Below are 26316 nucleotides of genomic sequence, written 5' to 3' on the forward strand. Positions count from 1 at the left end.
GTTTTAGTCACTCAACTGGAATGATACTGGTAAGGTGATTTTCAAAGACTTCTCAGTCATATCATCAGAAAATCTAGGCAAAGGGACTGCTCGTTTCAACATATCCAAAACAGCCTTATCTAAACGATGATGCCCCGAACTTTTAATGATTTTCGCATCAGACACCCCACCATTCGCATAAGCCATAAACGATAAAGTAACAACACCCTCTTCGTTTCGACGACGAGAGGCCCGTGGGTATCGTTTGCTTTGTGCCAGCGCAGAAGCCAGCAAGGTAAAGTACTTAGCTTTTGCGCCCGCATGACCACCAGTCGTAGCCGCATGGGACTGACCCGTCGTTGCCTTTTGATTTGCTTTGGAAACTGGTCCCTTATTTATTGGCTTAGCATCCGCTATTTGTGTGTCTTTTTGCGTTGTTTTCACGTCAATAGACTTGAGGGGCGCATCCTGCTTCTTCTTTGGCTTCACTTTTGGCATCACAATGGGTGAAGTTTGTTTTACAACCACTGGTGGCTTAGGTTTAATCACAAGCTCTGGCTTTTCTACAGTGTCTGGTTTCGGTTCTTTTATTACCACCGTTTTTTCTTCTATTTCTTCAGACTTCTGCTCCTCTACAATATCTGGGACTTCTTTTTCTGGCTCTTCTATCGGCTCTACATTAGTTTTGGGTGCAGTGACTGCCTCTTGCTGAGCTACCCTTGTTTGCGCAGCGGCCCCCATATCTCCAATCATGCCAAGATCAAATTGAACGCCTTGATCGCCCGGCGCCTTACTGCCTTCCAAGGGTTGGTAAAAGACCGTATAAAAAACAATACCATGTATAAAAATAGCCACGCAACCTGCGATCAACCAATGGCGCTTAGACATCATTTCGACCCTCTTTGTAACTGAGTGGCTAAGCTAACTTTGGTTAATCCTGATGCACGAATTTCGTTAAATATTGGGCGCAATGTCTCTACCGGAACAAGGCCATCTGCTTTAATTTGAACCCAAAATTTTTCTTTGTCTTCTACTCCTTTAAACTGACTTTCTAAGGCAGGCTTTATCGTCTCAAGTGTGGCCAATTTATCGTTCAAATAAATCTGTTTATTTCCTCCTACAACAATCAAGACGTTCGGATCTGTCGCTGCCTTATGGTCGTTAATGGAGCTGGGTGGGATCACTGGAATAGGATCAGCTTTACGAATTTGCCCTGCCACCATAAAAAAGACCAACATTAAAAACACAACATTGATCAGTGGCACCATAGCATCGTCATCGGTTTTATTTTTGACCGCGAATTTATCCGCTATCTTCATTTGTCATCCTTACTCGAAAACGCGTTCGCAATAGACACGGTTTTCGCACCACTTTCCTTGAGACGATCTGCTAAATTCATCAAAGTTTGTAGATTCACGCCATTTTCTGCATTCACAGAAAAGGCACTATTTTCATGATCTATAAACAATTTTTTAAACCAACGAGTATCTGACAAAGAATGGCTGACGCCATCTACCCATACCATTTGATCGTTCTGTTTTAACGTTAACACAACAAGATCATTATCCTTAAGGGGGGCGGTTTTATCAGAAGGAACCGCTAAAGGAGCATCCACCGTACGCCAAGGTACAAAACTAGACGTCAGCATGAAAAACAACAGCAAAATAAAAACAACATCAATTAGGGGGGTCAGACTAATCGCGGTCTTGCGCTTCGGCTGGCTTAAATTAAGCGGCATGCAAAACCTCTTTCGCCGCCTTAGTGACCAAACGTTCCGCCTCTTCGCAGGTAAACACCTGAGTGACAGCATCATTGATCAGATTAGAAATACGCTCAACCTTACGTTCTAACCAGCTGTGCATCGTTACGACAGGGATCGCCACCGCCAAACCAACTGCAGTGGTTAACAAAGCCTGCCAAATGCCCCCAGACAAAACCGATGGATCAACCTGATTACCTGCGCCTTCCATTTGTTGAAACGCCGTAATCATACCCAATACGGTTCCTAACAAACCAAGCAAGGGACTAAGAGAGGCGATAATTTCCAATGGACGAAGATAAGAACGCAATTGATTCAGCTTGCTCATTGCAAGCCGCTCAACCTCCTCGCGGATAAGAGCGACATCCATATTAGCGACTTGCAAAGAGCGAATAGAAAAGCCTACTAGAAAATCAACAGGGCGTTTTTCATCAAGCAGCTCAAGCGCTTCAACGGCATTATTGTTACGCCAAGCAATCAAGGCGATATCGACTGTATTGCGACTTTCGGCCCGAATTGAAGCAAATTGCCAAAGCTTCATCAGAACAATAGTTAAGGCGACAACAGAAAAGCCCATTAATATCCAAACTACGGGCCCACCGACCTGAAGGAAACCAATAATCTGTTGTTGTGCTGAATTATCCACGCTGAACTCCAAATAAAGGGACGATTAATTTTTTCAAATGATATTCATTATCAACAGTATTTTCAATACATTGTTGGATGCTTTTTGTTTTTTAAAACACTAAGGTAGTTAACAGAAATTTTTTAAAATGCTTACCCAAAGAGGGTAAATGAAAACAAGGAGTAATGATTTAGCGCGAGAGAATATGAAACCGACCCTACATCCAATACTAGATTACATAGGTGCCATAACCTTTCAAGTTCAGCTTACAAAGAAGAGATAAGAATGAAGGAAAATAGATAATTGGACTGTTTATTAATATTAAAGACTAATGTAAAGCCATATCTGAAATATGGCTTCCAACAGCATTGAGGTTTGGGAATGAAAGTTAGCGGCTAGGATTTGAGTTTTACAATGAAATTCAGTATTCGAGTGGCTAATTTCCCATAGGGTGGCATTAAAAGTTTGGCACTTGAGATATTCGCTTGATAGAAAACAGGCCGCATTTTTGAAAACGTAACAAAGCCTTCATAGCCATGATAATGACCCATGCCACTGCCTCCGATGCCCCCAAAAGGTAGGTCATGCTGACCCACATGAAACAAGGCATCATTTACCGATACACCACCAGAGAGAATCTTGTCTATATAGTGACTTACTGTTGTTTTATTATGACTAAATGGATAGAAAGCTAAGGGGCGATCACGCTGTACAATGTAACGAATTACCTCATCAGCCTGCTGATAGGTTTTTACCATTAAAATAGGCCCAAACGTCTCCCGCTGGCTGATGATCATGTCATCTGTCGCACCTAAAATTAACATCAATGGGAATTTTCGAGTCTTAGCATCAGGCTCTTGCTCACTTAAATTAATAACACTCGCACCCTGTTTTCGAGCATCATCAACGGTTTCGAGCAAGCGAGTAAAGGCGGTATTATCTATAATCGAAGTGTAGTTCTTATGATGAATATCTGAGCAGCGCTTCTTAACCCATTTTTTACAGGCCGCTATAAAAGGCGCTAATTGTGTTTGATGCACAAACGTATAATCGACCGTAGTACAAATCTGCCCCGCATTAAATTGCTTAACGAACATGATCCTCTCAACTGCTTTTACTAACGGAAATTCTGGATCAATCACCGCTGGGGATTTTCCCCCCAACTCTAACGTAACTGGCGTTAAGTTAGACGCACAAGCGGCCATCACTTTTCTGCCAGTCGCACCTGATCCAGTGAACATTAAGTGATCAAATGGTAACGCTGAAAAAGCAATACCCACCTCACCCGTTTCCGTGAAAAATTGCAGTTTGTCTGAGCTAAAATACTTCGGGCTCAATACTTTACATAACTCAGACAAAGACACCGAATTTTCCGACATTTTAACCATGGCTCTATTTCCTGCGGCAAAGGCAGCAGACAACCCTGAAAAACTTAAGTTAAGTGGAAAATTCCAAGGAATAATAAATCCAACAACCCCAATACCTTGGGGAATAACTCGATTTTTAGCGCCCAAATACAAGCTATGATCCACGCTGCGCTTTTGAACACGCATCCATTTTTTTAGATGCTTAACCGTACTGGTAATATCACTGATCACGGTGATCACTTCAGCCAACAACGTTTCATGGTATGAGCGATTGCCATAGTCTTGATTGATCGCCTCAATGATTGCTTCACGATTTTCGGTCAATAATAGCTTCAGATTAAGCAGATGCTGTTTTCGCTCTTCATAACTTTCTTGCCCATGCACAGCAAAAGACTCTCGCTGCTGAGCAAGGCATTGGGTCAGTTCGTCTGTTGTGTTCTTTTCACACAATTCGAGGGTGTTAAGCGCAGTCGTGTTGTTCATAACTAATGACTCTCAGCAATAAAAAATGTTATGACACCTTAAGATAGAGCTATGATAGCCCTCGGTGCAAGGCAATAAACAGCTTAACCATTATTTATCATTTATTGATTCTTAACAAAATAGAAAAGACAATTAAACACAAGCCCAACAAAATCGACATTATCAGGCATTGTAAAGATAATACTATTACTGCAGCTTATAATTACTCTCTTCTGCATAGTAAATTTTAGTTCCTTAAACGAATTAATCTGGTACTGTTTAATTAACCAATTGTTTTCTAAAGGATCTTAGGTTTCCTAAGCTAGAATACGGCCATTTACTCCAAATTTTTGGATTATTACTAAAATCAAGGATTGATAAACCATGAAAAATCACAGCCAACTGATCACCTGTTTAATCAAAGATTCTATAAAGCAAAGATAGTATCGCCCCTTATTCTGTATGAGAGTGTCACAGGAGTTATGATGTCTACCACTCATCCAAAACTTATAAGAATTCTGATCGATCAAACGCCTAGAGCAATGGTTGCAATGCTGATCGTTACTGCAACGTATTTTTTGATCTTTATCAAATATATACCAGCTATAGATTTAGTTGCCTGGTCTTTTCTTCAGATTATCTTAGCTGCATTACGCATGCATAATATAAAAAGCTTTGAGAAAAACTTATCATTAGAAGATGAAAAGAATATAGAAAAAGATGAATGCTTTTTTATAATTTTAAATCTATTTCAGGCTTCAACATGGACGATATCATCTATATTAGTAACAATTTACGCACCTGAGCCTTATGAATTAGTCAGCTTGTTAATGATCATAGGTATTATCACTGCGGCTACATTATCTATGTCTTCGTTGCATAAAGCGTACTTAACTTTCTTCTTTGCTATGATAATCCCACAAATAATCATTTTGCTCTATCATGGGAAACATCAGCACCTTGCTTTAATCGCACTCATCTTGATTTATATACCAGCGACTATTTTATTATCAAAATCTATATTATACAGCCGCATATCAAGCATTAAAGCTCATGATGAATTAGAGCAAAATACTGAGAAATTTAGAAAGCTATCAACCATCGACAATCTTACAGACATATATAATCGGAGATATTTTTTTGAAATATCTCAGGATATAATTTTATCCTCCTATATGGAGCGTAAGAAAGTATCACTTTTAATGATTGATATTGATCATTTTAAAAAAGTAAATGATAACTACGGCCATCATGCTGGCGATTTTATCTTAATGAGTTTAGTGAAAGAAATTGAAGCAATCATACGCAAAGAAGATATCTTTGCTCGTATTGGGGGTGAAGAGTTCGCTATCTTGCTTAACCATACGTCGCTTTATGATGCGAAGTCTATCGCAGAAAAAATACGCATATCGATAGAAAATGAAATTTTTTATTATAATACCACTCAGATAAAAATAACGCTTAGTATTGGTCTATCTAACTTGAATGAAGAAAATACATTAATAGACCACTTATATAAAAAAGCGGACCAACAGCTCTATATCGCTAAAAAGAATGGACGGAACCGTGTATGTTACTGATAGTCTAAATAATAAATCAACATCAGTTGATTATAGAAGTAGTTCGCCCTGCCAGCGACCAGATTTCCATTCTGATTTCGTCACCTCCTCTATTAAGGGTATAACCGCCTTAAGTATAGCCGTTTGAGGACGCTCCGTTGAGATCGATACATAAACATTTCGCCATAATGTCGGCTTTATAACTTCTATTGCTTGGACTTGGCTTGTTTCCTGTAAATGATAAAAAGCTGATGTTGGGGATAGTAAAGCACCATAGCCATCAATGACGTATCGCAAAGTAGTCATTAGCTGACCGAAGGCAGGTTTATGACGCAATTTTATAGTGGTTTCCTCCTCATATTGACTTAACAGATACCCTAGAGAATCACGCACACCTGTGATCATCACATCATGATTTGCTAACTCTTCAAAGGTAATCGTCTTTTTTCCAGCTAGACGCTTATAAGATTCAATTTTTGGATTATGCCCTATCGCAAGAAAAAGCTTTTCCTGAAATATTTTTGTTTGTTGTGTCAAACTGCTATCAGAACCATCTGGAGATGAAATAGCGAGGTCTATTTCGCCACACTGTAATTGGCTTGATAAAACATAAGAAAGGCCAGTATGAAAGTCTAATTCAATATTAGGATAACGCTGATTAACAAGAGCTAATAAGGGCACTGAAACAATATTGCCAATGGGCTGCGTCATTCCAATAGATAAAACCCCTGATGGTTCATTTTCAAGCTGCTGAACGTCACATTTTGCCTGCTCTATATGCCGAATTATTGACTCTGCATGCTCTCGAAATACATGGCCACTTTGAGTTAATACAACGCCTCGAAAGCTACGAATAAATAAACTAGCGTTAAGTTCATGTTCTAAGTTTTCAATTTGTAGACTAATACTTGGCTGTGCCACATCCAACGCTCTTGCCGCTGCAGCAATGCTACTTAGCTCTGCAGTCTTCAGAAAAAACATAAGCTGTTTACTGTTCATACGCCCCTAGCTACATAATAAATATTGAACCACAGCATATTTATTATAGTTTTTTATAGCCACCTTTTTCTTTATTCTTCTAATTAAAATAACAATACAAAAAAAGTGAGTATGAGATGTCTTCAAATAAACGATATTTTGAACAGCCTAGTCGATTTAGTAATGAGGAGTGGCAAGCTCGTCTTGATTTAGCCGCCATGTATCGCATCTTTGCCTATCTAAAATGGGATGAGTCTATTTATAACCACATTTCACTGCGGATCCCAGGTGACGATGATCACTACTTGATAAATCCCTTTGGTTTGCATTACAGCGAAGTATCAGCCTCAAACCTCGTCAAAGTAGACCTAGAAGGGAATATCATTGGTCATTCAGATTGGCCAATAAATCCAGCAGGATTTACATTTCATAGCGCCATTCATGACAAGGTAGAAAGTGCTCATTGTGTCATGCATGTCCATACCACTTCGACATTAGCAGTCTGCTGCTTAGAAGAAGGTATTTCTTATAGCAATTTCTACTCAGCTCAAATTTTCGACAAAGTCGCCTATCATGATTTTGAGGGTATAACGCTGCATATGGAAGAAGGTCAACGCATTTTAGACAGCGCAAATGGAAAGCCCATTTTGATGTTACGCAATCATGGCCCAGTTATAATGGGAGCAACATTAGCTCAAGCGTTTGCTTTAATGTGGCTTGTTAATCGAGCCTGCGAAGTTCAATTGGCGTCTATGTCGATGGGAAAAGTACGAGAAATACCAGAAGAAATATGTCGAAAATGCACAGCTGATTCACTGCCACTTAATCCTAAATACGGTGCAGGCGAGGATGTTTTTGCGGCTATGAAGCGCATCATTGATAAACAAGATCCTTCATATAAACAATAAAACCGATGTACACGTTATAAATAAAAACCGCTATGATATTTTCATAGCGGTTTTCATAATAATTGATCAAAAAACAGTCAGCCTATTGGCTTAACTCATTCATATTTTTTCTAAAATAAGCCAATGCCCCTTTTGCATCAACTTTTCGGTCAGCAACAGACTCAATCCATGTTTGATCCATTCCTTCCTCTAACTTGTGTACGTTTATTACTCTTGGGTCATCTTTAGCTAGATACACCACATTCACTCCACTTGCTTTCGCAGCAGCGATCCCTTCTTTGTCTGCTTCTCCCCAAGCAGCCCCAGCCAATTTTGACAATTTCTCACCTGAAACGCTCATGATCGCGTCTTGATCTTTTTTACTGAGACTATCAAATGTATCTTCATTCATTACGATACTAAATGCTGTGGTATAAAGCCCTTTAGGAAATAAAGTCAAATTGGTAGAAACTTCACTCAAACGAAGTGTTTTTTGCTGTTCCGCTGGCAAAAAAGTCCCATCAACCACACCTTGCTGCATTAGTTCATAAGATTTAGTTGCTGGTGCCGAGATAGGTGTTACCTGTAAACGCGCAGCAAGCTCATTAACCAAGCCTCCGCCCACGCGCATTTTCTTGCCCTTCAAGTCCGCCAATGAGTTCACTGGAAATTTTGTTTGCAACTGACCTGGCCCATGTACAAATAGAGCAAGTAACTGAAGGCCTTGAAATTCTTTAGCCGGCTTAAAAAACGCTTCATATGTACGCCACAAAGCGACGGATCCCGCTTCAGCACTCGTAATTTCTCCAGGTATTTCAGATACACTAGCCAATTTAAAACGCCCAGGAAGATAAGCATTAACACTAAAACCCACATCATACACACCATCTTCTACTGCATCGAAAATGGTCTTAGGCGCACCAGTATAATTCTCAATATCCACTTTAACACGACCTTCTGTCGCCGTTTCGACCCATTTTTTCCATGTTGGCCATACCACCGCATTCTGAGCACTAGTCGGTGGCAACCACGTAGCTACGTGCAATGTCGTCGTAGCTGACGCAGCGCCTGACACAGATAATAGACCGACACAGAGGCCTGAAAGTAAACTTTTCTTAAGATTAATCATATTTATTATTCCTATTTTTATGATTCGTTGTGTTGAGAATGACTCGTTCCATTACTTTTTATATCTATCTTGATATTCATAATACCGGTACTTATTTATAGAGAAGATGTGGCAAAAACATTGAGACCTGAAACACAAAAACAATGATCAATAGCCTGATAATGTCCGCACACCAAAATGGCGTTACTCCTTTAAAAATAGTACCCGCTTTAACGTCTTTTAAGACCGCACTTAACACGAAGACATTCATCCCCACTGGCGGAGTAATCAAACTGATCTCAGTCACCACTACAACCACAATACCAAACCAAACAGGGTCGAACCCGAGACTGACCACAAGCGGATAAAAAACCGGCACAGTCAGTAACAGCATAGAGAGACTCTCGAATACCATACCCAGCACGATGTAAATGCCTAAAATGACCATAATAACCAGCATCGGAGACAAGTTCAGCGCCGTAACAAAACTCAACAAGGCGTCTGGCAAGCCCGCACGGTTAATAAAATCTGAGAATATAAATGCCCCAATCACCACACAAAATAACATCGCAGATGTTCGAGTGGTGTCGACCAAGGTTTCAAAAATCGCCCCAAAACTTAAGCAACGTCGCGCTAGACCAATAAGAAGTGCACCACCAGAACCAATACCTGCCGCTTCCGTTGGGGTGAATATACCTAAATAGATCCCGCCCATAACAACGGTGAAGAGTATTAAAACGCCCCAAATACTTCTTAATGCAATCAGGCGTTCTTTATACCCCATTTTTTCGCCAGCAGGACCCGCAGATGGATTACGCCACACCACATAACGAACCGCACACATGTACAAAACAATACCAAGCAGGCCCGGAATAAATCCTGCGGCAAAGAGCTCACGGATGCTGGACTGAGTTAATAGTCCATAAATCACTAAGATAACGCTGGGGGGAATTAAAATCCCCAGTGTTCCACCGGCGGCAATCGAGGCCGTAGCCAGACTATCCGCGTAGCCAAACTTACGCATCGGCGGCATGGCGACTTTAGCCATGGTGGCAGAGGTCGCCAAACTGGAACCACAAATGGCAGAAAAACCACCACAAGCCAACACAGTAGACATCGCCAGGCCGCCTTTACGGTGACCTAAAAAAGCATATGACGCGTTATATAACTCTTGAGACAATCCCGTTCGAGTGACTAAATTCCCCATCAAAATAAACAACGGGATCACCGACAAATTATAATCTTGTACTGTTTCTATAACGCGGTTAGAAGCCAGCGTTAATGAAGCGGTCCAACGAAACGAGAAGACATTATCGAAGCTTAATCCCTGCAAAATAGCAAAGCCAAAGAAGCCCACGATACCCATTGCAAATGCGATCGGCATACGCAGAACTAAAATCATCAAAAGAAGAACAGCAAAGCCTATTAATACCACCGTCATACTATTCTCCAACCGTTTGTGTAACAGGGCTTTCTTTCAGCACCCGATAAGCGCCATACGTCAGCATGCATGCTGCCGTCACCCAACTCATAATGGCAATGTACTGAGCCAGATACCCTGTCGGTATATGCAAGTACTCAGTCACTTCGCCACGACGAAGTGACCGACCTGCAAGTTCATAAATGCGTACCGCTAAGAAATAAAACGATGTGGAGACAATAAAGACGGAAAAGATGCCAAGGACCTTGATGATGCGATGGCCTAAAATATGATCCAAGAGATCCACCACCACATGACTTCCTCGCCAAGTGATCACGGGCATTTGAGCAAATACCATGATCGCCAGCCCCATTTGAGTAATTTCAAATGCCCCATTAATAGAATTATTAAACAGATATCGTCCGATGACATCGCAGCATGTCAGCGCCATTAAAAAGAATAAAACGGCGGCTGAAATGCCTTCTAACAACAATCCCACCCAGCGATAGATGTTGGGTTCTGGATAATGTTTTTCTATCCATCCACGTAATGACATGGAAACTCCTATGTTTTTTTATTATTGTAATTAGGTCATATAGACAATGTCATCGAAAACACTATTTTCAATTGGACTGCTTTTTAACCAAGGTCAAAATATCATAACTTGCGACTAATTCATCGTCTTGATTTGTTACTTGAACATCCCAAACGACCACACCTTGAGGCTCTCCTTTTGGACTAACTTTACCTTGGTCTATTTTTCGCTTACACGTTAAACGAGCACGAATAGTTGTGCCAATCGGTACTGGTGTAATAAATCGCAAATTATCCAAACCATAATTGGCGAGTACAGGACCTTCGCCAGGTGATACGAACAAGCCAGCAGCGGCAGACAAAACAAAATAACCATGTGCAATGCGTTGCTCAAATTGAGACTCTCGTGCGGCAATATCATCAAAATGCATGTAAAAATGATCGCCAGACAAACAACCAAAATTAACAATATCCGCTTCTGTCACCGTTCTACGGTGCGTCACTAAGGACTCGCCAATTTGGAGGTTTTCAAAGTATCGTCTAAAAGGATGCACTTCCGTTTCAATCGTCGCTCCGCCACGAACAAATTCTTTTGTGACAGCACCCAACATCGTTGGGGAGCCTTGAATCGCAGCGCGTTGCATATAGTGCGTAACGCCACGAATACCGCCTAATTCTTCACCACCACCCGCTCGGCCTGGTCCGCCATGTTTCAGCATTGGCAGTGGCGAGCCATGACCCGTTGATTCTTTAGCCGCTTGTTCATCCAATATATGAACACGACCGTGCCATACAGCTAGTTCTGGGACCACAACAGCCGCGACGCTAGGATCTTTCGTCACTAAGGTAGACACGAGAGAACCTTTACCACGAGCGGCTAATAACACAGCATGATCCAAATCTTTGTATGCCATTAATGTACTAATAGGGCCAAAGGCTTCGATGTCATGCGCACCGCCTTCTGCATCCGGATCATTGCTTAATAACAAAGTAGGTTGGCAAAAAGCGCCCTTGTCCGTTCCAGTACCCACCAATTCAAATGAGTCAGTGCCACCACACAAGGTACTGCTTGTTTTAAGTAACGTATCTAATTGTTCCAATACATCTCTTTGTTGATCGTGAGAGGCCAATGCCCCCATGCGAACATCATTGATTCTCGGATCACCAACCGTCACTTTAGCCAAACGCGCTATTAAGCGTTCAGACACTGCTTCAATATGATTCTCAGGCACTAACACTCGGCGAATAGCGGTACATTTCTGACCCGCTTTGGCGGTCATCTCACGCGCGACTTCTTTTACAAACAAGTCAAATTCAGGGCTATCAACAGACACATCTGGTGCTAAGATTGCACAATTTAATGAGTCAGCCTCTGCGTTAAATGGCACTGAATTATTAATAAGATTTGGGGTTACTCTGAGTTTAGCCGCTGTCGCTGCAGAGCCGGTAAAAGTCACAATATCTTGGCCATCTAGACGATCAAGTAGATCACCCGTTCGCCCAATCACTAACTGCAAACTTCCCTCGGGTAAAAATCCGGATTGTTGCATTAAACGAACACACGCTTCGGTAAGGAAAGAAGTAGACGTGGCAGGTTTAACAATACAAGGCATGCCAGCAATAAAGTTAGCTGCAAATTTCTCAAGCATTCCCCAAATGGGAAAGTTGAAAGCATTGATATGCACAGCCACACCGTGGCGTGGCACTAAAATATGAGAACCGTAAAAGTGGCCATCACGCCCGAGAGGAATTGCATCGCCTTCGTGAATCAAATTACCAGAAGGTAACTCGCGACGTCCCATGCTTGCATAGGCAAACAGCGTGCCTGCTCCACCTTCAATGTCGACCCAGCTATCGGCACGAGTCGCACCTGTTAAGGCTGATATTTCATATAAAGATTCTTTGTGTTCAAGAATATATTTTCCAAGATCTCGCAAACAAGACGCTCTTGTTTGAAAGTCCATAGCGAGCATTGATTTACGCCCTTTAGTCTTTGCAAAATCGATCGATTGGCCAAAATCAATAACATCTGAATGGGTCGTGTAAATAACCTCACCAGTAATAGGGCTCAATAGAGATTGCTTAGCTTGTTGACCTAGCCATTGTCCGGCAATGAAACTTTGTAAAATAGGATGATTACTCACAAAAAAACTCCGTAGACGACACGCGTCTTCATTTTTATTCTAATGTTTTAACAAGGCAAAATACGATTATAAAAGGGTTACACTTCATCAAAATCCAACACGACCTTTTTGGATACTGGATAAGATTGACAAGATAAGATGTAACCCGCCTCCACCTCGTAATCTTCTAAACCGATACTGATGTCCATGTCTACTTCACCCTCAATAACCTTGCATTTGCAGGTCGAACAAACCCCAGCTTTACATGAAAAAGGCAAATCAGCGCCATGCTCATTACCAGCGTCTAACAAATTAGAGGTGTTTTGTTTTAAGGTGAATTGCTGAACGCTGCCATCACGGATAACGGTAATATCAGATTCATTAACACTGGCGGGTATGGCGGCACGTTCAGCACGCTTGCGCTCACTGCCCACGGCAGAAAATAACTCAAAATGAATGTTAGCCGCTGGCATACCGGCTTCAATCAACTCATCACGTACGGTTTCAGTCATCACCTGAGGCCCACAAATGAAGGCACCGTCTAAAGACTTCGCATCTACCCATCGAGCAAACAAGACTCGGCATTTTTCTGCGTCAATATGGCCGTTATAAAGCTCTATATCCTGCTGCTCTCGACTAAAGATGAAGATCAGATTTAATCGCCCCATGTATTGGTTTTTTAAATCTGTTAATTGGTCACGAAACATAGTCGAAGAAGTGGCACGATTACCAAACAACACGGTAACTTGACTGTTTGGTTCAGCAGCCAGTGTGGTTTTAGCAATAGACAATATCGGTGTAATGCCACTACCGGCAGCCACTAATAGATAGTTTCCATTGCGACTTGGATCCAAATCCGTATAAAAATTTCCTAAAGGAGGCATTACTTCGATTGAATCGCCGACCTTCAGTTGCTCATTAGCATAGGTAGAAAAAACGCCACCTGGCACGCGTTTAATGGCAACTCGCATCTCGCCATCTTCGATACCACTGCAGATAGAATAAGAACGACGCACCTCTTCACCATCAATAGTGGTACGAAGAGTCAAAAACTGACCTTGTTTAAAACGAAAGGTCTCTTCTAAAGCCGCTGGCACATCAAATGCCATCGAAATAGCATCACGTGTTTCACGATGTAGATCTCGTACCGTTAAAGTATGAAAGTGATTCATAAGTTCTCCGCTGCCACTTATCATTATTATTCGTGGCTTATATACATTTGAAATAGTCAAATGGCTCTAAACAGTCATTACAGCGATATAAAGCCTTACACGCAGTAGACCCAAATTCACTAATTTGTGCTGTGTTTTCACTGGCGCAAATGGGGCAAGACACGACCGGTTTCTCAGACGTTAAACTGCGCTTATCGGCGCTTCCAACCGGTGGTGAAATACCGTAAGCTTTCAATTTTTCGCGCCCCTCTTGCGTAATCCAATCGGTCGTCCACGCTGGGTCTAAACGCTGAATGACTTGTGTATTCACAAAACCGGCTTGTATTAAGGCATCGCGGATCGAAGTTTCAATCACTTCCGTTGCGGGACAACCTGAATACGTCGGCGTAATCAGTACATTGAGATGCCCATCACGCCATGACACGTTTCTCACAATACCCAAATCAAGCACACTCACCACGGGGACTTCTGGGTCCATCACATCCGCCAGAATAAGGTTTGCAAGAGGCAAATCTTGTTCGGCTTTAGGCTCTGCCTGCTGGTCAGTGACGATCAAGCTACCAAGATGCATCGGGATGCGCTCTTTGTAAAAATTGCATTTCGGCCAATAAAATCCCCAAGCACTCAGAATGCACACCGTTTCGACTGTTTAAGTAAAAAGGCTCTGCTGGGGCCGGCATTTCAAGGGTGGCTTTTGCTAACGTATCGCTCACCATAGACTGCCATTGATCCGACACTAGAGTGATATCGCCTAGCGTTTTATCTGCGCACAGCGCTGCTTCTTCTTCGCTGACTAGCAGTAAGTCATAAGTAAAGCGCCATACCGTATCAACAGCCTCTACCATTCTTTGGTGACTCTCTGCCGTACCATCTCCTAACCGCTCAATCCATTGTGATGAGCGACGTAAATGATAAGTCACTTCTTTGAGAGATTTCGTCGCAATCGCTACGACTCTTTCATCTTTCGAATCACGTAATTGAGACAACAGGTGGTATTGCCAAACGTCATAGAAAAACTGCTTCGCCATGGTGACTGCAAAATCACCATTTGGCTGCTCAACCATCAATACGTTGCGGTAATTACGCTCATCACGACGGTAAGCAAGCACGTCGGCATCAATCGCATCATCACCTATTCTCTCTGCGGCGTATTCCAACCAGTTGCGGGCTTGACCAACTAGATCCAAGCCAACATTCATCAGAGCAAGCTCTTCTTCTAACGCAGGTGCCTTGCCAGTCCATTCACATAATCGCTGAGCTTGTATTAATGCGCTGTCGCCCATTCGTAACAAAAACTCGGTTAACTCATCGTATTTATTCATCATAAAACCTACATATGTCCGACTTCTTCAGGCAACTTATAAAAGCTTGCATGGCGATAGACCTTATCTTCAGAAGGATCAAATAAAGGCTCTTTCTCATCACTTGCGGTGGCCGTTATCGCGGCAGAAGGCGTTACCCAAATACTGACGCCTTCATTACGGCGTGTATAAAGCTCACGTGCATTTTCAATTGCCATTTCCGCATCTGCAGCGTGTACGCTGCCCACATGCTTATGATTCAAGCCATGCTTACTGCGAATGAATACTTCGTATAATGTCCATTGAGACATAACAAATACCTCTCTAATTTATGCAACTGCTTGTTGTTTTTTTTGCGCATGTGCGACGGCGGCTTCACGAACCCAAGCGCCACTATTAATAGCATTGCGGCGTGCTTCAAGACGCTCTCGGTTACAAGGACCATGTCCTTGAATAACGCGGTAAAACTCTTCCCACTGGATCTCACCAAAATCGTAATGCCCGGTTTCTTCGTTCCACTTCAAATCAGGATCTGGTGCCGTACAGCCCAGTATTTCCAGCTGAGGAATGGTTTGATCAATAAAGCGCTGACGTAATTCATTATTCGTATGTCGCTTGATCTTCCATGCCATAGATTGAGCACTGTTTGGAGAATGTTCGTCACTTGGACCAAACATCATTAAAGCAGGCCACCACAGGCGATTAATGGCGTCTTGCACCATCTCTTTTTGCGCCTCTGTTCCTTGTTGCATCATATGCAGCAAGATTTCATAGCCTTGGCGCTGATGGAAGCTTTCTTCCTTGCATACTCGGATCATGGCCCGAGCATAAGGACCATAAGAGGTTCTTTGTAAAGGGACCTGATTGACAATAGCTGCGCCATCTACTAACCAGCCTACCGCACCCATGTCTGCCCAATTTAGCGTTGGGTAGTTAAAAATACTGGAATACTTAGCGCGCCCTGAATGAAGTTTTTCGATCTCCTCATCACGATCGGCACCCAATGTTTCCATTGCGCTATATAGGTATAAACCGTGGCCTGCTTCATCTTGGATTTTTGCCATCAACTGTAGCTTGCGCTTCAGTGTTGGTGCCCGAGTGACCCAGTTACCTTCTGGCAACATGCCGACAATCTCTGAGTGCGCATGCTGAGAGATCTGACGAACTAAGGTTTTTCGATAGCTATCCGGCATCCAGTTCTTTGCTTCAATTTTAATTTCAGCATCAATTCGTTCTTGAAAGGCACGTTCTTCCGGGCTCATTTCCTCAAGGGACTTAAGCTTCTTTGTCCCTGTTTCAACCTGTTGTGCATACATACTAAATACCCCTAAATAACCGTATATAAGAATGTCACTTAACTCAATAATGACACGTAAATTATAAAATTCAATATATTTATGTATCATATTGAGTCGTGGCTTTTCGCAGCGACTTTTCATGCCGCTCATATCAAAGAAAACAGCGTTAATAAATAAGGGTTAAGCTATGATTCTATTATCGTATACACGTTTCGCTTTACCTTCAGAACGAGTGATTGACCCTATATCTCTTACCTTAACGGCAATCGATATACCAATCGAACTTTTAACATGATGACACAATTGTTTTACCAAGTTCTGTATTTCTGAATCACCAATTTGAGAATGCTCAGGTCGCAATTCAACATGCACTTCCATTCCATCCATATTGCCTTTACGAGCAAGATGAATTTCATAGCTTTCAGAAAAGTGATTGATTTTAAGAATTTCCTCTTCTACTTGCGTAGGAAAAACATTAACCCCTCGAATAATCATCATGTCGTCGCTCCGACCAGTGATTTTATCGATACGGCGCATCCTTCTTTCTGTTCCTGGAAGCAAACGAGTAAGGTCTCGTGTGCGATAGCGAATCATCGGCAATGCTTCTTTACTTAATGTAGTAAAGACAAGTTCACCCATCTCACCATCTGGCACCAACTCACCTGTCACAGGGTCGATGATCTCAGGATAGAAGTGGTCTTCCCAAATCGTTGGACCACCCAGACTGTCAGCACATTCCATTGCGACACCTGGCCCCATAATTTCTGATAGGCCATAAATATCCATGGCGCGAATACCCATTCGTTCTTCGACTTTACGGCGTAACTCATTGGTCCATGGCTCAGCGCCAAAAATACCCAATCGTAGCTTCAGTGAATGCGGATCAATACCCTGACGTTCCATCTCATCTGCTAGATTTAGCATGTAGGATGGTGTCACCATGATGATATCAGGCTGAAAATCTTGAATTAAACGCACTTGCTTTTCAGTTTGCCCACCTGACATAGGAATGACAGTACAACCCAATCGTTCAGCACCGTAATGAGCACCTAAGCCACCTGTAAATAAGCCATAACCGTAAGCATTATGAAGTTTATCTCCACGACGACCACCAGCCGCACGAATCGAACGAGCAACAATATTCGCCCATGTATCAATGTCATTTTGCGTGTAACCAACGACGGTAGGTTTACCTGTTGTGCCACTGGATGCATGTAAACGAACCACCTGATCCATCGGTGTGGCAAACATGCCATAAGGGTAGTTATCACGCAGATCGCTTTTGGTGGTAAACGGAAGCTTGGCAAGGTCGTCAAGCGATTTGATATCATCCGGATGAAGCCCTAATTGATCAAAACGCTGCTTGTACATAGCAACATTGTCGTACGCATGCTTAACAGTCCATTTCAATTTTTCTAACTGATGCGCGCGCAGCTCATCAAGGCTTGCGGTTTCCATTGGATCTAGTTTTTCTGGATTAAACTGACTACGAATATCCATAATATCTCTCTATTATTATTTTTAGCTAAGATTTTTATTAATCTATAGAGCCTTATAGTAAGGCCCTATCATTAACTTTTACTGTCTCTGTCATGGCTTACGCCAGTCGTTCAATAACCATGGCAATACCTTGCCCAACACCAATACACATAGTACAGAGCGCATAGCGTTTATTTTTATCTTCTAACTCATTCAATGCCGTCGTAATAAGACGAGCACCACTCATTCCCAAAGGATGACCCAGTGCGATAGCACCACCATTGGGATTAACACGCGGATCATTGTCCTCTAGCCCCAGCTGTCTTAATACCGCCAAACCTTGTGATGCAAATGCCTCATTCAGCTCAATAACATCCATATCTTGCAGTGTTAAACCAACTTGTTTTAATACTTTTTCTGAGGCCGGTGCTGGTCCAATTCCCATGATACGAGGTGCAACACCTGCTGCAGCCATGCCTAATACACGGCCACGCGCCTTAAGACCATACTTATCCGCCATTTCTTGGCTTGCCAGCAACACGGCACAAGCACCATCATTAACACCGGATGCATTACCTGCCGTTACCGTTCCCGCGCCATCCTTACGAAATGGCGTAGCAAGTTTAGACAAGGCTTGTACCGTCGTATTTGCTCTAGGGTGCTCATCTTGATCTACAACAACTGGATCACCTTTTCGCTGCGGAATAGTCACTGGGGTTATTTCTTTCGCAAGGCGACCATTTTGTTGTGCTAGTGCGGTTTTCTGCTGACTAGTAACGGCAAACTGATCTTGATCTTCTCTTGAAATGTTAAACTCTTCGGCCACATTCTCAGCAGTCTCCGGCATGGTATGAACGCCATATTGAGAGGCCATCAACTTATTAACAAAGCGCCAACCAATCGTTGTGTCATACATTTCAGCATTACGTGAAAACGCGCTCGTTGCTTTTGCCATCACAAACGGTGCTCTAGACATGGATTCAACACCACCAGCAACCATCAATCCTGCTTCACCGGCTTTAATAGTACGAGACGCCAAACCAATCGCATCCATACCTGAACCGCACAACCTGTTTATCGTTGAACCTGGAACAGATTCCGGCAGTCCGGCCAACAACGCAGACATACGCGCAACATTACGATTATCTTCACCGGCTTGGTTCGCACAGCCATACAACACATCATCTACAGACGACCAATCAACAGAAGGATTGCGTTCCATTAAGGCTTTAATTGGAATGGCACCTAAGTCATCCGCTCGCACGCTAGACAAAGCACCACCATAACGGCCAATAGGTGTTCGTATCGCGTCAATAATTAATGCATCAGTCATTCTTTAACATCTCCTGGGAGAGAATCTCACCCTTTACTTGATAGGATTTACCATGAAAAATAGCGATCAATTGATCTTTCTGATTACGTATCTCAACATCATAATTTCCGGTTCGACCGCCTCGGCTTTTCTCAATACATTTCGCCGCCAGTTCATCCCCTTCGAATGCAGGCGCCACATAATCAATAGAACATCCCAAAGCAACGGTTGGCTTGTTATAGGTATTACAAGCAAACGCAAAAGCAGAATCCGCCAGTGCAAATAGGTAACCGCCATGACACGTTTTATGGCCTTGAACCATATAGTCTTTAACCATCATTTTTACTAAAGACTCACCCGGCGCAGAGTGTAATAACTCAATGCCCAAATGCTGTGTCGCTGCGTCTCTTTGATACAGTTCTTTTGCACACAACTGAGCCAGATGAAGTGCATCATTTTTTGTACCTTCATTCATGAAAGTTTCTCCCTTGTTCTGCAAGACGTTTTATAAGTAACGAGGCACGATAGCGATCTTCACCGTAGGAATGCTGCAAGGCATTAAGTACTTTCTGGATGTATTTCACGCCAATATGGTCTGCCCAAGCTAAGGGTCCTTTGGGGTAATTCACACCATATTTCATTGCTGTATCGACACCGTCTACACTGGAAACACCATTTAACACCGCATCAGAAGCCTCGTTCGCCAGCATCGCCACAGTACGCATAACAACTAATCCAGGAGAATCCTCGACCTCAGAAACGTTAATGCCAATAGAAGCCAGGCAATCAACGACCTTTTGAAAGGCTTGATCGGTTGTTGTATGTGCGCGTGACAAGGCTACGTGTGTGGTCTTTTGATAATCCAAAGCCAAATCAATCAATACTAAATTTTCAAGTTGCTCACTATTCGCTCGCTCGCTTGCCATTCGACCATCCGTTAATGCAAGCGTTGCCGCTCCAATTTTCAAAAAGTTATGAGAAGAGACAGGCCCCACATCAACACCAATCCCCGCACCTAACAAGCGAGTGACTAATCCAGACAAAACACCCAAATCACCCATGGCCACACACAATACAGAAGCAGTGTTGGTAGAGGCTAAAATACTAGGTTCTGGCTTAGTCGCCCCCTCATGATAAGAGTAGAAACCTTCACCACTTTTACGACCAAGATAACCGGCATCAACAAGGTCTTTTTGAATCAAAGAGGGCTGAAAACGAAAATCGCCATAATAGGAGTCGAATACAGAACACGTCACCGCATAGTTAACATCGTGTCCAATCAAGTCGGTTAGCTCAAATGGCCCCATACGAAAGCCACCAGAGTCACGAATTAATGAATCTAACGTTGCACAATCAGCCACCTGCTCTTGTTTCATCCGTAAACTTTCGGCATAAAAAGGGCGAGCCACACGATTGACAATAAAGCCTGGTGTAGATGCCGCGTAAACAGGCATTTTTCCCCATTCTGCGGCCGTCTGATAAATGGTTTTAGCAACCTCTGGTGAAGTCACTAAGCCAGACACCACTTCTACCAACTTCATAATGGGCGCAGGGTTAAAAAAGTGCATCCCCACAAAACGCTCGGGATGAGACATACCTGCTGCTAAACGTGTAATAGAAATAGACGACGTATTACTGGCAAAAATACAAGTTGAAGCACAGATAGACTCTAATTCAGAAAAAACAGACTGCTTAACATCTACATTTTCGACGATGGCCTCAATCACTAAACCCGTCTCTTTAAAATCATTCAATGACGACGCTACTTGCAGATTCGATACAATTTTTTGCACTTGCTCAGCGGTAAATTTTTTACGTTCAACCAAGCGACTCAGTTGTTTTTCGACGAGCTCAATGGCCGCCGCCGCTGCCCCTACTCGATTATCATAAAGCTTAACAATATGGCCAGCCTGAGCGGCTACTTGGGCAATACCTGCCCCCATGGCGCCAGCACCAATAACACCAATCAACCTTGACTTATCTAAAGCGGTCATCACTTATTCCCCTTTAAATTCAGGAGCGCGTTTTGCCATAAAAGCTGCAACGCCTTCACGGTAGTCCTGTGTCTGCCCGGCCAAGCGCTGTAAATCTCGCTCAAGCAACAAGTGTTCATGTAAACCATGATCAAACGTTTGGTTCAAAGCCCGCTTGATATACGCTAAGCCTTGGGTGGGTTGTGTGGCTAATTTTTGCGCAAGATCCAAAGCCTCTTGTCGCAGACTGTCATCTTCCACAACACGGTTAATCAATCCCATGTCTAACGCCGCTTCCGCCGTCACAGCCTCACCCAACAAAGCCAATTCTTTTGCCTTAGCCATCCCCACTAAACGAGGTAGAAACCAAGTACCACCAGAGTCAGGCACTAAACCAATTTTGCAAAACGCCTGAATAAACTTAGCGGAACGGCCCGCCATAATAAGATCACACGCAAGTGGTATATTGGCGCCTGCGCCCGCCGCGACACCATTTACCGCACAAATTACCGGCATTGGTAGATCTTGAATGGCTTTAATTAATGGGTTGTAGAATTTCTCAATAGAACGCCCTAAATCAGGTGATTCGGCATTGGGGTCTACATTACGATCAGACAAATCCTGACCGGCACAAAAACCACGACCTTCGCCAGTCAACACCAAGGCACGGACCTGCTTATCATTTTTAATAAGCTTAAAAGCTTCACGCACTTCTAAGTGCATGGCCTCATTGAAACTATTGAGAGATTTAGGACGATTCAGACTCAACAACGCAACACCAGAGGTGACTGAATATAAGATATGTTCGAAGCTCATTGCGATAATGCCCCTATTATTTTTGAATTATTGGCCGGTGAAAAGTAGTAAATTATTGACCGGTAAATGTCGGCTTACGCTTCTCTAAGAATGCAGCAATGCCTTCATCACGATCCTTGGTACCTGATAAAACAGTAAAAGCGTGCCTTTCAAAACGCAGACCCGTCGCTAAATCAGTATCCATGCCTTTTAGGACAGCTTCCTTAGCAAGCCTTACTGCTAAAGTGCTTTTCTCAGCAATGAGTGATGCAACGTCCATCGCTCGTGTGAGGGTTAATTCTGGCTGAGTAATTTCGCTAATCAGGCCCGCACTTTTCGCCTGATTTGCATCGATTGGCTGGCCGGTAAGAACCATTTGCATCGCTAGAGATTTACCCACAGCACGCACAAGTCGTTGCGTACCTCCGGCTCCAGGCATGATGCCAAGATTAATTTCAGGCTGACCAAATTTTGCGTCTGTTCCAGCGATCAGAATATCGGCATGCATTGCCAATTCGCAGCCGCCACCTAAACAGTAACCATTAATCGCCGCAATGAGAGGTTTTGAGAAATGAGTGATTCTTTGCCAGCTTTGCTGACGAGGGTCGTTCAATATTCCGACCATATCTCGAGACGCCATTTCTTTCACATCAGCCCCTGCGGCAAAAGCACGAGATGAGCCGGTTAAAACAACGACCTTAACCATTTCATTCGCTTCAGCATCATCGAGCGCTAAAGACAACTCGTTCAGCATTGCGGTTGTCAGTGCATTTAATGCTTCAGGACGATGCAGTTGAATTTGCTGTACACCATTTACAGGTGAAGGGACATTGAGCATTTCATATGCGCTATTGGACATCTGACTAAACTCTCTATTTATTTTTAATTGTCAGTCATATAAATTCAGATCAATGACCCAAATCAACATGTACAACCGTAAGATGCATCAAATAAAGACACAGAACAAGATATTTTTATATATTTTCCGTATCGCTTTTAGATATCGTTTCACAAAATCAAATAAAATCCTTAATAAACATAAACTTAAAAAATAATAAAATTAAAATTTCAAAATAACTCATCGATATGATGACATTTTTCTTAATTATAAAATGATTTCGACACGAAATTTATATATTATTTTAAAAAAATGAACCATATTTATAAAAACTAATACAAGATTAAAAAGAGAGTAAATAACAATGGCTTGTTACAAAATTGATGGCGTTACTCCTGTTGTCCATTCCAGCGCGTATGTTCACCCTACTGCGGTTCTCATTGGGGACGTTATTATTAAGCAAGGTTGTTATGTTGGCCCAGGTGCCTGCCTAAGAGGGGATTTTGGCCGCATTACCATGGAACAAGAATCCAATTTACAAGACAATTGCGTGGTTCATGGTTTTGCAGGCAGTCATACTATTATTGGAAAACATGGCCACATTGGTCATGGTGCTATTTTACATGGCTGCATTATTGGAGAAGACACACTCGTTGGTATGAATGCAGTTGTCATGGATCAAGCCAACATTGGGCCAGAGTCTATTGTTGCGGCGGCCGCTTTTGTCAAAAGTCATTTCTCTTGTGAAGCGCGCTCTCTGTTAATGGGTAGCCCAGCTAAGCTCACCCGACAAGTCAGTGATGAAGAGCTAAAGTGGAAACAAACCGGTACTCAAGAATACATTACTCTGACCTCTCGTTGCTTGGACTCAATGGTGGAATGCAATCCATTGGCAGAATTAGAGGAGAATAGACCAACGTTAAAAACAGGAGATCACGCTCTAAAAAAATAGAGCTTTAGGCTCTAGATCACATCGTGTTGAAACACAATTACGCTTTACTATCTCCACGTTGTTTCAGAGAATAGTCCTTTAAACTTAATACTACTGATAGCCTGTCTGAATGAATGAATTAAAAACACTAAGCAACTTACTGACACGTTTCCAGAGCCAAAAGCCAATCAGGGCATCTTCTCTGATTATTTCACTCTATGGAGACAGCATAGAACCACATGGCAGTACTGTATGGCTTGGAAGTTTGATTAATGCCTTAGAGCCTATCGGTATTAGTGAACGACTAATGAGAACATCCATTTTTAGACTGGCTCAAGATGGTTGGCTAAACAGTGAAAAGGTGGGCCGTAAAAGCTATTACGGATTAACGCATCAGGGACACAGGAAATTCGAGCAAGCCTTTCAGCGCATCTACAGTCCTAGCATACAGACATGGAATGGAAACTGGTTGCTTATTATTGGTTATCAGCTCAGTCCAGATGAAAAGAAACAGCTCATGGACGAACTCCAATGGCAAGGATTTGCCAGTGTATCAACGCAGCTCATTGCCAGCCCATGTTGCGATGTTAAATTGCTTAACAATATCCTGACCGCCCTTAAGTTTGAAGATAAGGTCATTGTATTTGAAGCGTCATCCAATACGCAGTTTAGTAATAAACCCATTCAAGAATTGGTTAAAGGCGCCTGGAACTTAGAAACGCTTGGCCAGCAATATCAAGAATTTATCGAATTATTTCAGCCTGTTTGGCAGGAATTGACAGAGTTAGAGCGGCTCGATCCAAAATCTTGTTTTTTAGCACGAACCTTGCTCATTCATGAATACCGCAAGCTGTTACTTAGAGATCCACACCTTCCAAGAGAGCTGCTGCCCATTGATTGGGAAGGAAGAGCGGCGCGTCAGCTTTGCAGAAATATTTACCGTAGGCTAACTCCCGCTACTGAAAAGTGGATTGAGTTTAATTTGGAATCTGTCCATGGCCCGCTACCAGAAGCTAATGCTTTATTCTTCGAACGTTTTGGCGGCCTTAACTAGGCGACCTGCGCGACCACGAATTTCCTATTTTGTTATAGCCTAATCATTCTAGAGAGCCCTAAACCCAAGTAAAAGACAGAAGCCATCACATCATGATAGCTTTTGTCTTTATGGCATTATTCCCCCCAGTTTTCTATCACCTCAACAAAATGACTAAGGAATAAATTTGTCTGATACGCGTCCAGCGCTCTATGATCAATACTCAGTGAAACATAACATTTTGGACGTATTACCATCACATCTTCGCCATTCACTTCTTCAACCACTACTCTTTTCTCAAGTTTTCCTATACCTAAAATCGCGACCTGTGGCTGATTAATAATAATTGGCGTAGCAAATAAACTGCCTCCGACACCATGATTTGAGATAGTAAACGTACCATCACTCATCTCCGACATAGTGAGTTTGCCATTACGTGCTTTTTCCGTTTGCTGTTCAAGCACAGTGGCAATGCCAAACAAATTCTTTTCTTGCACTTGCTTAATGACAGGCACGACAAGACCATCGTCACCTAATGCAGTGCCGACCCCTATATTAATGTCGTCGAAGACCTCCAAATGGTCATCATAAAAACGAGAGTTTACTAATGGCACTTTTCGTATTGCCTGAGCGGCTGCTGCCAAGAAATAGGCAGTAAAAGTCAATTTCACCCCGGCTTCCGCAAACCCCATTTTGCACATTCTTCTATGTTCTATGACTCGGCCCATGTCCATTTCAAAAACACTGGTGACATGTGGAGAAGTATGTAACAAGCTTTCGACCATGTGATTGGCAATGCTTTTTCTCATGGATGTATGTGGAATGCTTTTACCATTTAAAGCACCTGTTTTAATAACGGATTCAGAGACAGTCGCTATGTTCACAGGACGCTGCACAGGCGCCGCATTATTTGATTTCAAGGTCTGATGATCATGAATAAAGGCCGTAATGTCATTTCTTGTTACGCGTCCGCCCTTCCCTGTCCCCACAATTCCTTCAATGTTTAAATCGTACTCTCTAAGCAGTTTTCTAACAGCAGGGCCAATAAGGTGTCGCTGACTTATCGCATCAGAGCAATTTTCTACTTCAATCGCACTTTCACATACAACTTGATCGTTATTTTCTCGTCCTTCTTGACGACGACAATCCAAATAACCAAATACCGTATCTTCCCCTACACTGTCTCCAGGGGCGATGAGGATTTTAGCAATCACACCACTCGCCTCTGCACATATCTCCATCGTGACTTTATCAGTTTCTAGTTCAAGTATCGGATCGCCCTGCTGAACACTCTCTCCCTCTTTTACCAGCCAGGTAGAAAGCGATGCTACAGTTCCCTCAAGTGTGTCATTAGGCAAGGTAATATTCATTGAATTCGTCATA

Annotated in this window: 26 protein-coding genes; 4 read left to right on the forward strand and 22 right to left on the reverse strand. The window is 42.7% G+C overall.

The genetic code is table 11. The features are described from left to right. Nucleotides 1–3 precede the first annotated feature (3 nt). From V6259_RS12095 to V6259_RS12115, 5 genes are all read right to left on the reverse strand, one after another. The gene (locus V6259_RS12095; RefSeq protein WP_341584708.1) at nucleotides 4–870 is read right to left on the reverse strand and encodes an energy transducer TonB; all 867 of its coding nucleotides are present in this window, start codon (nucleotides 868–870) and stop codon (nucleotides 4–6) included. Continuing rightward, the gene (locus V6259_RS12100) at nucleotides 867–1298 is read right to left on the reverse strand and encodes an ExbD/TolR family protein (RefSeq protein ID WP_341584709.1); all 432 of its coding nucleotides are present in this window, start codon (nucleotides 1296–1298) and stop codon (nucleotides 867–869) included. The genes V6259_RS12095 and V6259_RS12100 overlap by 4 nt, the downstream gene beginning before the upstream one ends. Further along, a complete protein-coding gene (locus tag V6259_RS12105; RefSeq protein WP_341584710.1) occupies nucleotides 1295–1717 on the reverse strand; it encodes an ExbD/TolR family protein in 423 nt (140 codons plus the stop codon). The genes V6259_RS12100 and V6259_RS12105 overlap by 4 nt, the downstream gene beginning before the upstream one ends. After that, nucleotides 1707–2384, reverse strand: coding sequence for a MotA/TolQ/ExbB proton channel family protein (locus V6259_RS12110; RefSeq protein WP_341584711.1), 678 nt, complete (start codon nucleotides 2382–2384; stop codon nucleotides 1707–1709). The genes V6259_RS12105 and V6259_RS12110 overlap by 11 nt, the downstream gene beginning before the upstream one ends. 374 nt (nucleotides 2385–2758) lie before the next feature. Next, nucleotides 2759–4213, reverse strand: a complete 1455-nt coding sequence (locus V6259_RS12115; RefSeq protein ID WP_341584712.1) for an aldehyde dehydrogenase family protein — start codon at nucleotides 4211–4213, stop codon at nucleotides 2759–2761. 464 nt (nucleotides 4214–4677) lie between these two features. Between V6259_RS12115 and V6259_RS12120 the strand changes: the two genes are divergently transcribed. Continuing rightward, nucleotides 4678–5772, forward strand: a complete 1095-nt coding sequence (locus V6259_RS12120; RefSeq protein ID WP_341584713.1) for a GGDEF domain-containing protein — start codon at nucleotides 4678–4680, stop codon at nucleotides 5770–5772. 30 nt (nucleotides 5773–5802) lie between these two features. On the opposite strand, the gene V6259_RS12125 is transcribed toward V6259_RS12120, so the two are convergent. Further along, the gene (locus tag V6259_RS12125) at nucleotides 5803–6750 is read right to left on the reverse strand and encodes a LysR family transcriptional regulator (RefSeq protein ID WP_341584714.1); all 948 of its coding nucleotides are present in this window, start codon (nucleotides 6748–6750) and stop codon (nucleotides 5803–5805) included. Between the two features lie 116 nt (nucleotides 6751–6866). Between V6259_RS12125 and V6259_RS12130 the strand changes: the two genes are divergently transcribed. Continuing rightward, complete coding sequence (locus V6259_RS12130) at nucleotides 6867–7637, forward strand: class II aldolase/adducin family protein (protein WP_341584715.1); 771 nt, start codon at nucleotides 6867–6869, stop codon at nucleotides 7635–7637. An 82-nt stretch (nucleotides 7638–7719) separates the two neighbouring features. On the opposite strand, the gene V6259_RS12135 is transcribed toward V6259_RS12130, so the two are convergent. From V6259_RS12135 to paaF, 15 genes are all read right to left on the reverse strand, one after another. Further along, entirely contained in the window at nucleotides 7720–8745 is a 1026-nt protein-coding gene (locus V6259_RS12135) for a TRAP transporter substrate-binding protein (RefSeq protein WP_341584716.1), read from the reverse strand. A gap of 91 nt (nucleotides 8746–8836) precedes the next feature. Next, nucleotides 8837–10165 carry a TRAP transporter large permease gene (locus V6259_RS12140; protein ID WP_341584717.1) on the reverse strand — a complete coding sequence of 443 codons (1329 nt, stop codon included), beginning with the start codon at nucleotides 10163–10165 and terminating at the stop codon, nucleotides 8837–8839. A gap of 1 nt (nucleotide 10166) precedes the next feature. Further along, nucleotides 10167–10700: a TRAP transporter small permease gene (locus tag V6259_RS12145; protein ID WP_341584718.1), complete on the reverse strand. Its 534-nt coding sequence runs from the start codon at nucleotides 10698–10700 to the stop codon at nucleotides 10167–10169. A gap of 67 nt (nucleotides 10701–10767) precedes the next feature. Next, a complete protein-coding gene (paaZ, locus tag V6259_RS12150; RefSeq protein WP_341584719.1) occupies nucleotides 10768–12822 on the reverse strand; it encodes a phenylacetic acid degradation bifunctional protein PaaZ in 2055 nt (684 codons plus the stop codon). Between the two features lie 77 nt (nucleotides 12823–12899). After that, nucleotides 12900–13973: a 1,2-phenylacetyl-CoA epoxidase subunit PaaE gene (gene paaE, locus V6259_RS12155; protein ID WP_341584720.1), complete on the reverse strand. Its 1074-nt coding sequence runs from the start codon at nucleotides 13971–13973 to the stop codon at nucleotides 12900–12902. 37 nt (nucleotides 13974–14010) lie between these two features. After that, nucleotides 14011–14544, reverse strand: coding sequence for a 1,2-phenylacetyl-CoA epoxidase subunit PaaD (gene paaD, locus V6259_RS12160; protein WP_341584721.1), 534 nt, complete (start codon nucleotides 14542–14544; stop codon nucleotides 14011–14013). Continuing rightward, a complete protein-coding gene (gene paaC, locus V6259_RS12165; protein WP_341584722.1) occupies nucleotides 14531–15298 on the reverse strand; it encodes a 1,2-phenylacetyl-CoA epoxidase subunit PaaC in 768 nt (255 codons plus the stop codon). Before paaC ends, paaD begins: the two co-directional genes overlap by 14 nt. Before the next feature lie 5 nt (nucleotides 15299–15303). Continuing rightward, nucleotides 15304–15585, reverse strand: coding sequence for a 1,2-phenylacetyl-CoA epoxidase subunit PaaB (paaB, locus tag V6259_RS12170; protein WP_341584723.1), 282 nt, complete (start codon nucleotides 15583–15585; stop codon nucleotides 15304–15306). A gap of 18 nt (nucleotides 15586–15603) precedes the next feature. After that, the gene (gene paaA / locus V6259_RS12175) at nucleotides 15604–16590 is read right to left on the reverse strand and encodes a 1,2-phenylacetyl-CoA epoxidase subunit PaaA (protein ID WP_341584724.1); all 987 of its coding nucleotides are present in this window, start codon (nucleotides 16588–16590) and stop codon (nucleotides 15604–15606) included. 162 nt (nucleotides 16591–16752) lie between these two features. After that, nucleotides 16753–18072 (reverse strand): phenylacetate--CoA ligase PaaK, encoded by a 1320-nt coding sequence (paaK, locus tag V6259_RS12180; protein WP_341584725.1) that lies wholly within the window; start codon nucleotides 18070–18072, stop codon nucleotides 16753–16755. 97 nt (nucleotides 18073–18169) lie between these two features. Further along, complete coding sequence (gene pcaF, locus V6259_RS12185; RefSeq protein WP_341584726.1) at nucleotides 18170–19384, reverse strand: 3-oxoadipyl-CoA thiolase; 1215 nt, start codon at nucleotides 19382–19384, stop codon at nucleotides 18170–18172. Further along, nucleotides 19377–19838, reverse strand: coding sequence for a hydroxyphenylacetyl-CoA thioesterase PaaI (paaI, locus tag V6259_RS12190; protein ID WP_341584727.1), 462 nt, complete (start codon nucleotides 19836–19838; stop codon nucleotides 19377–19379). Before paaI ends, pcaF begins: the two co-directional genes overlap by 8 nt. Continuing rightward, nucleotides 19831–21357 (reverse strand): 3-hydroxyacyl-CoA dehydrogenase PaaH, encoded by a 1527-nt coding sequence (gene paaH, locus V6259_RS12195; RefSeq protein WP_341584728.1) that lies wholly within the window; start codon nucleotides 21355–21357, stop codon nucleotides 19831–19833. Before paaH ends, paaI begins: the two co-directional genes overlap by 8 nt. Nucleotides 21358–21360: 3 nt before the next feature. Further along, on the reverse strand, nucleotides 21361–22152 hold the full coding sequence (paaG, locus tag V6259_RS12200) for a 2-(1,2-epoxy-1,2-dihydrophenyl)acetyl-CoA isomerase PaaG (RefSeq protein ID WP_341584729.1): 792 nt from the start codon (nucleotides 22150–22152) through the stop codon (nucleotides 21361–21363). 52 nt (nucleotides 22153–22204) lie between these two features. Beyond that, nucleotides 22205–22990: a 2,3-dehydroadipyl-CoA hydratase PaaF gene (gene paaF, locus V6259_RS12205; protein WP_341584730.1), complete on the reverse strand. Its 786-nt coding sequence runs from the start codon at nucleotides 22988–22990 to the stop codon at nucleotides 22205–22207. Between the two features lie 343 nt (nucleotides 22991–23333). Between paaF and V6259_RS12210 the strand changes: the two genes are divergently transcribed. Continuing rightward, a complete protein-coding gene (locus V6259_RS12210) occupies nucleotides 23334–23921 on the forward strand; it encodes a phenylacetic acid degradation protein PaaY (protein ID WP_341584731.1) in 588 nt (195 codons plus the stop codon). Nucleotides 23922–24030: 109 nt separating this feature from the next. Continuing rightward, the gene (gene paaX / locus V6259_RS12215) at nucleotides 24031–24954 is read left to right on the forward strand and encodes a phenylacetic acid degradation operon negative regulatory protein PaaX (protein WP_341584732.1); all 924 of its coding nucleotides are present in this window, start codon (nucleotides 24031–24033) and stop codon (nucleotides 24952–24954) included. Nucleotides 24955–25070: 116 nt separating this feature from the next. Here the strand turns inward: paaX and V6259_RS12220 are convergent, their stop codons facing one another. Next, nucleotides 25071–26315, reverse strand: coding sequence for a dihydrolipoamide acetyltransferase family protein (locus tag V6259_RS12220; RefSeq protein ID WP_341584733.1), 1245 nt, complete (start codon nucleotides 26313–26315; stop codon nucleotides 25071–25073). Nucleotide 26316: the final 1 nt, after the last annotated feature.

The organism is Marinomonas sp. TI.3.20, from assembly GCF_038155025.1.
Lineage (GTDB): Bacteria > Pseudomonadota > Gammaproteobacteria > Pseudomonadales > Marinomonadaceae > Marinomonas > Marinomonas flavescens.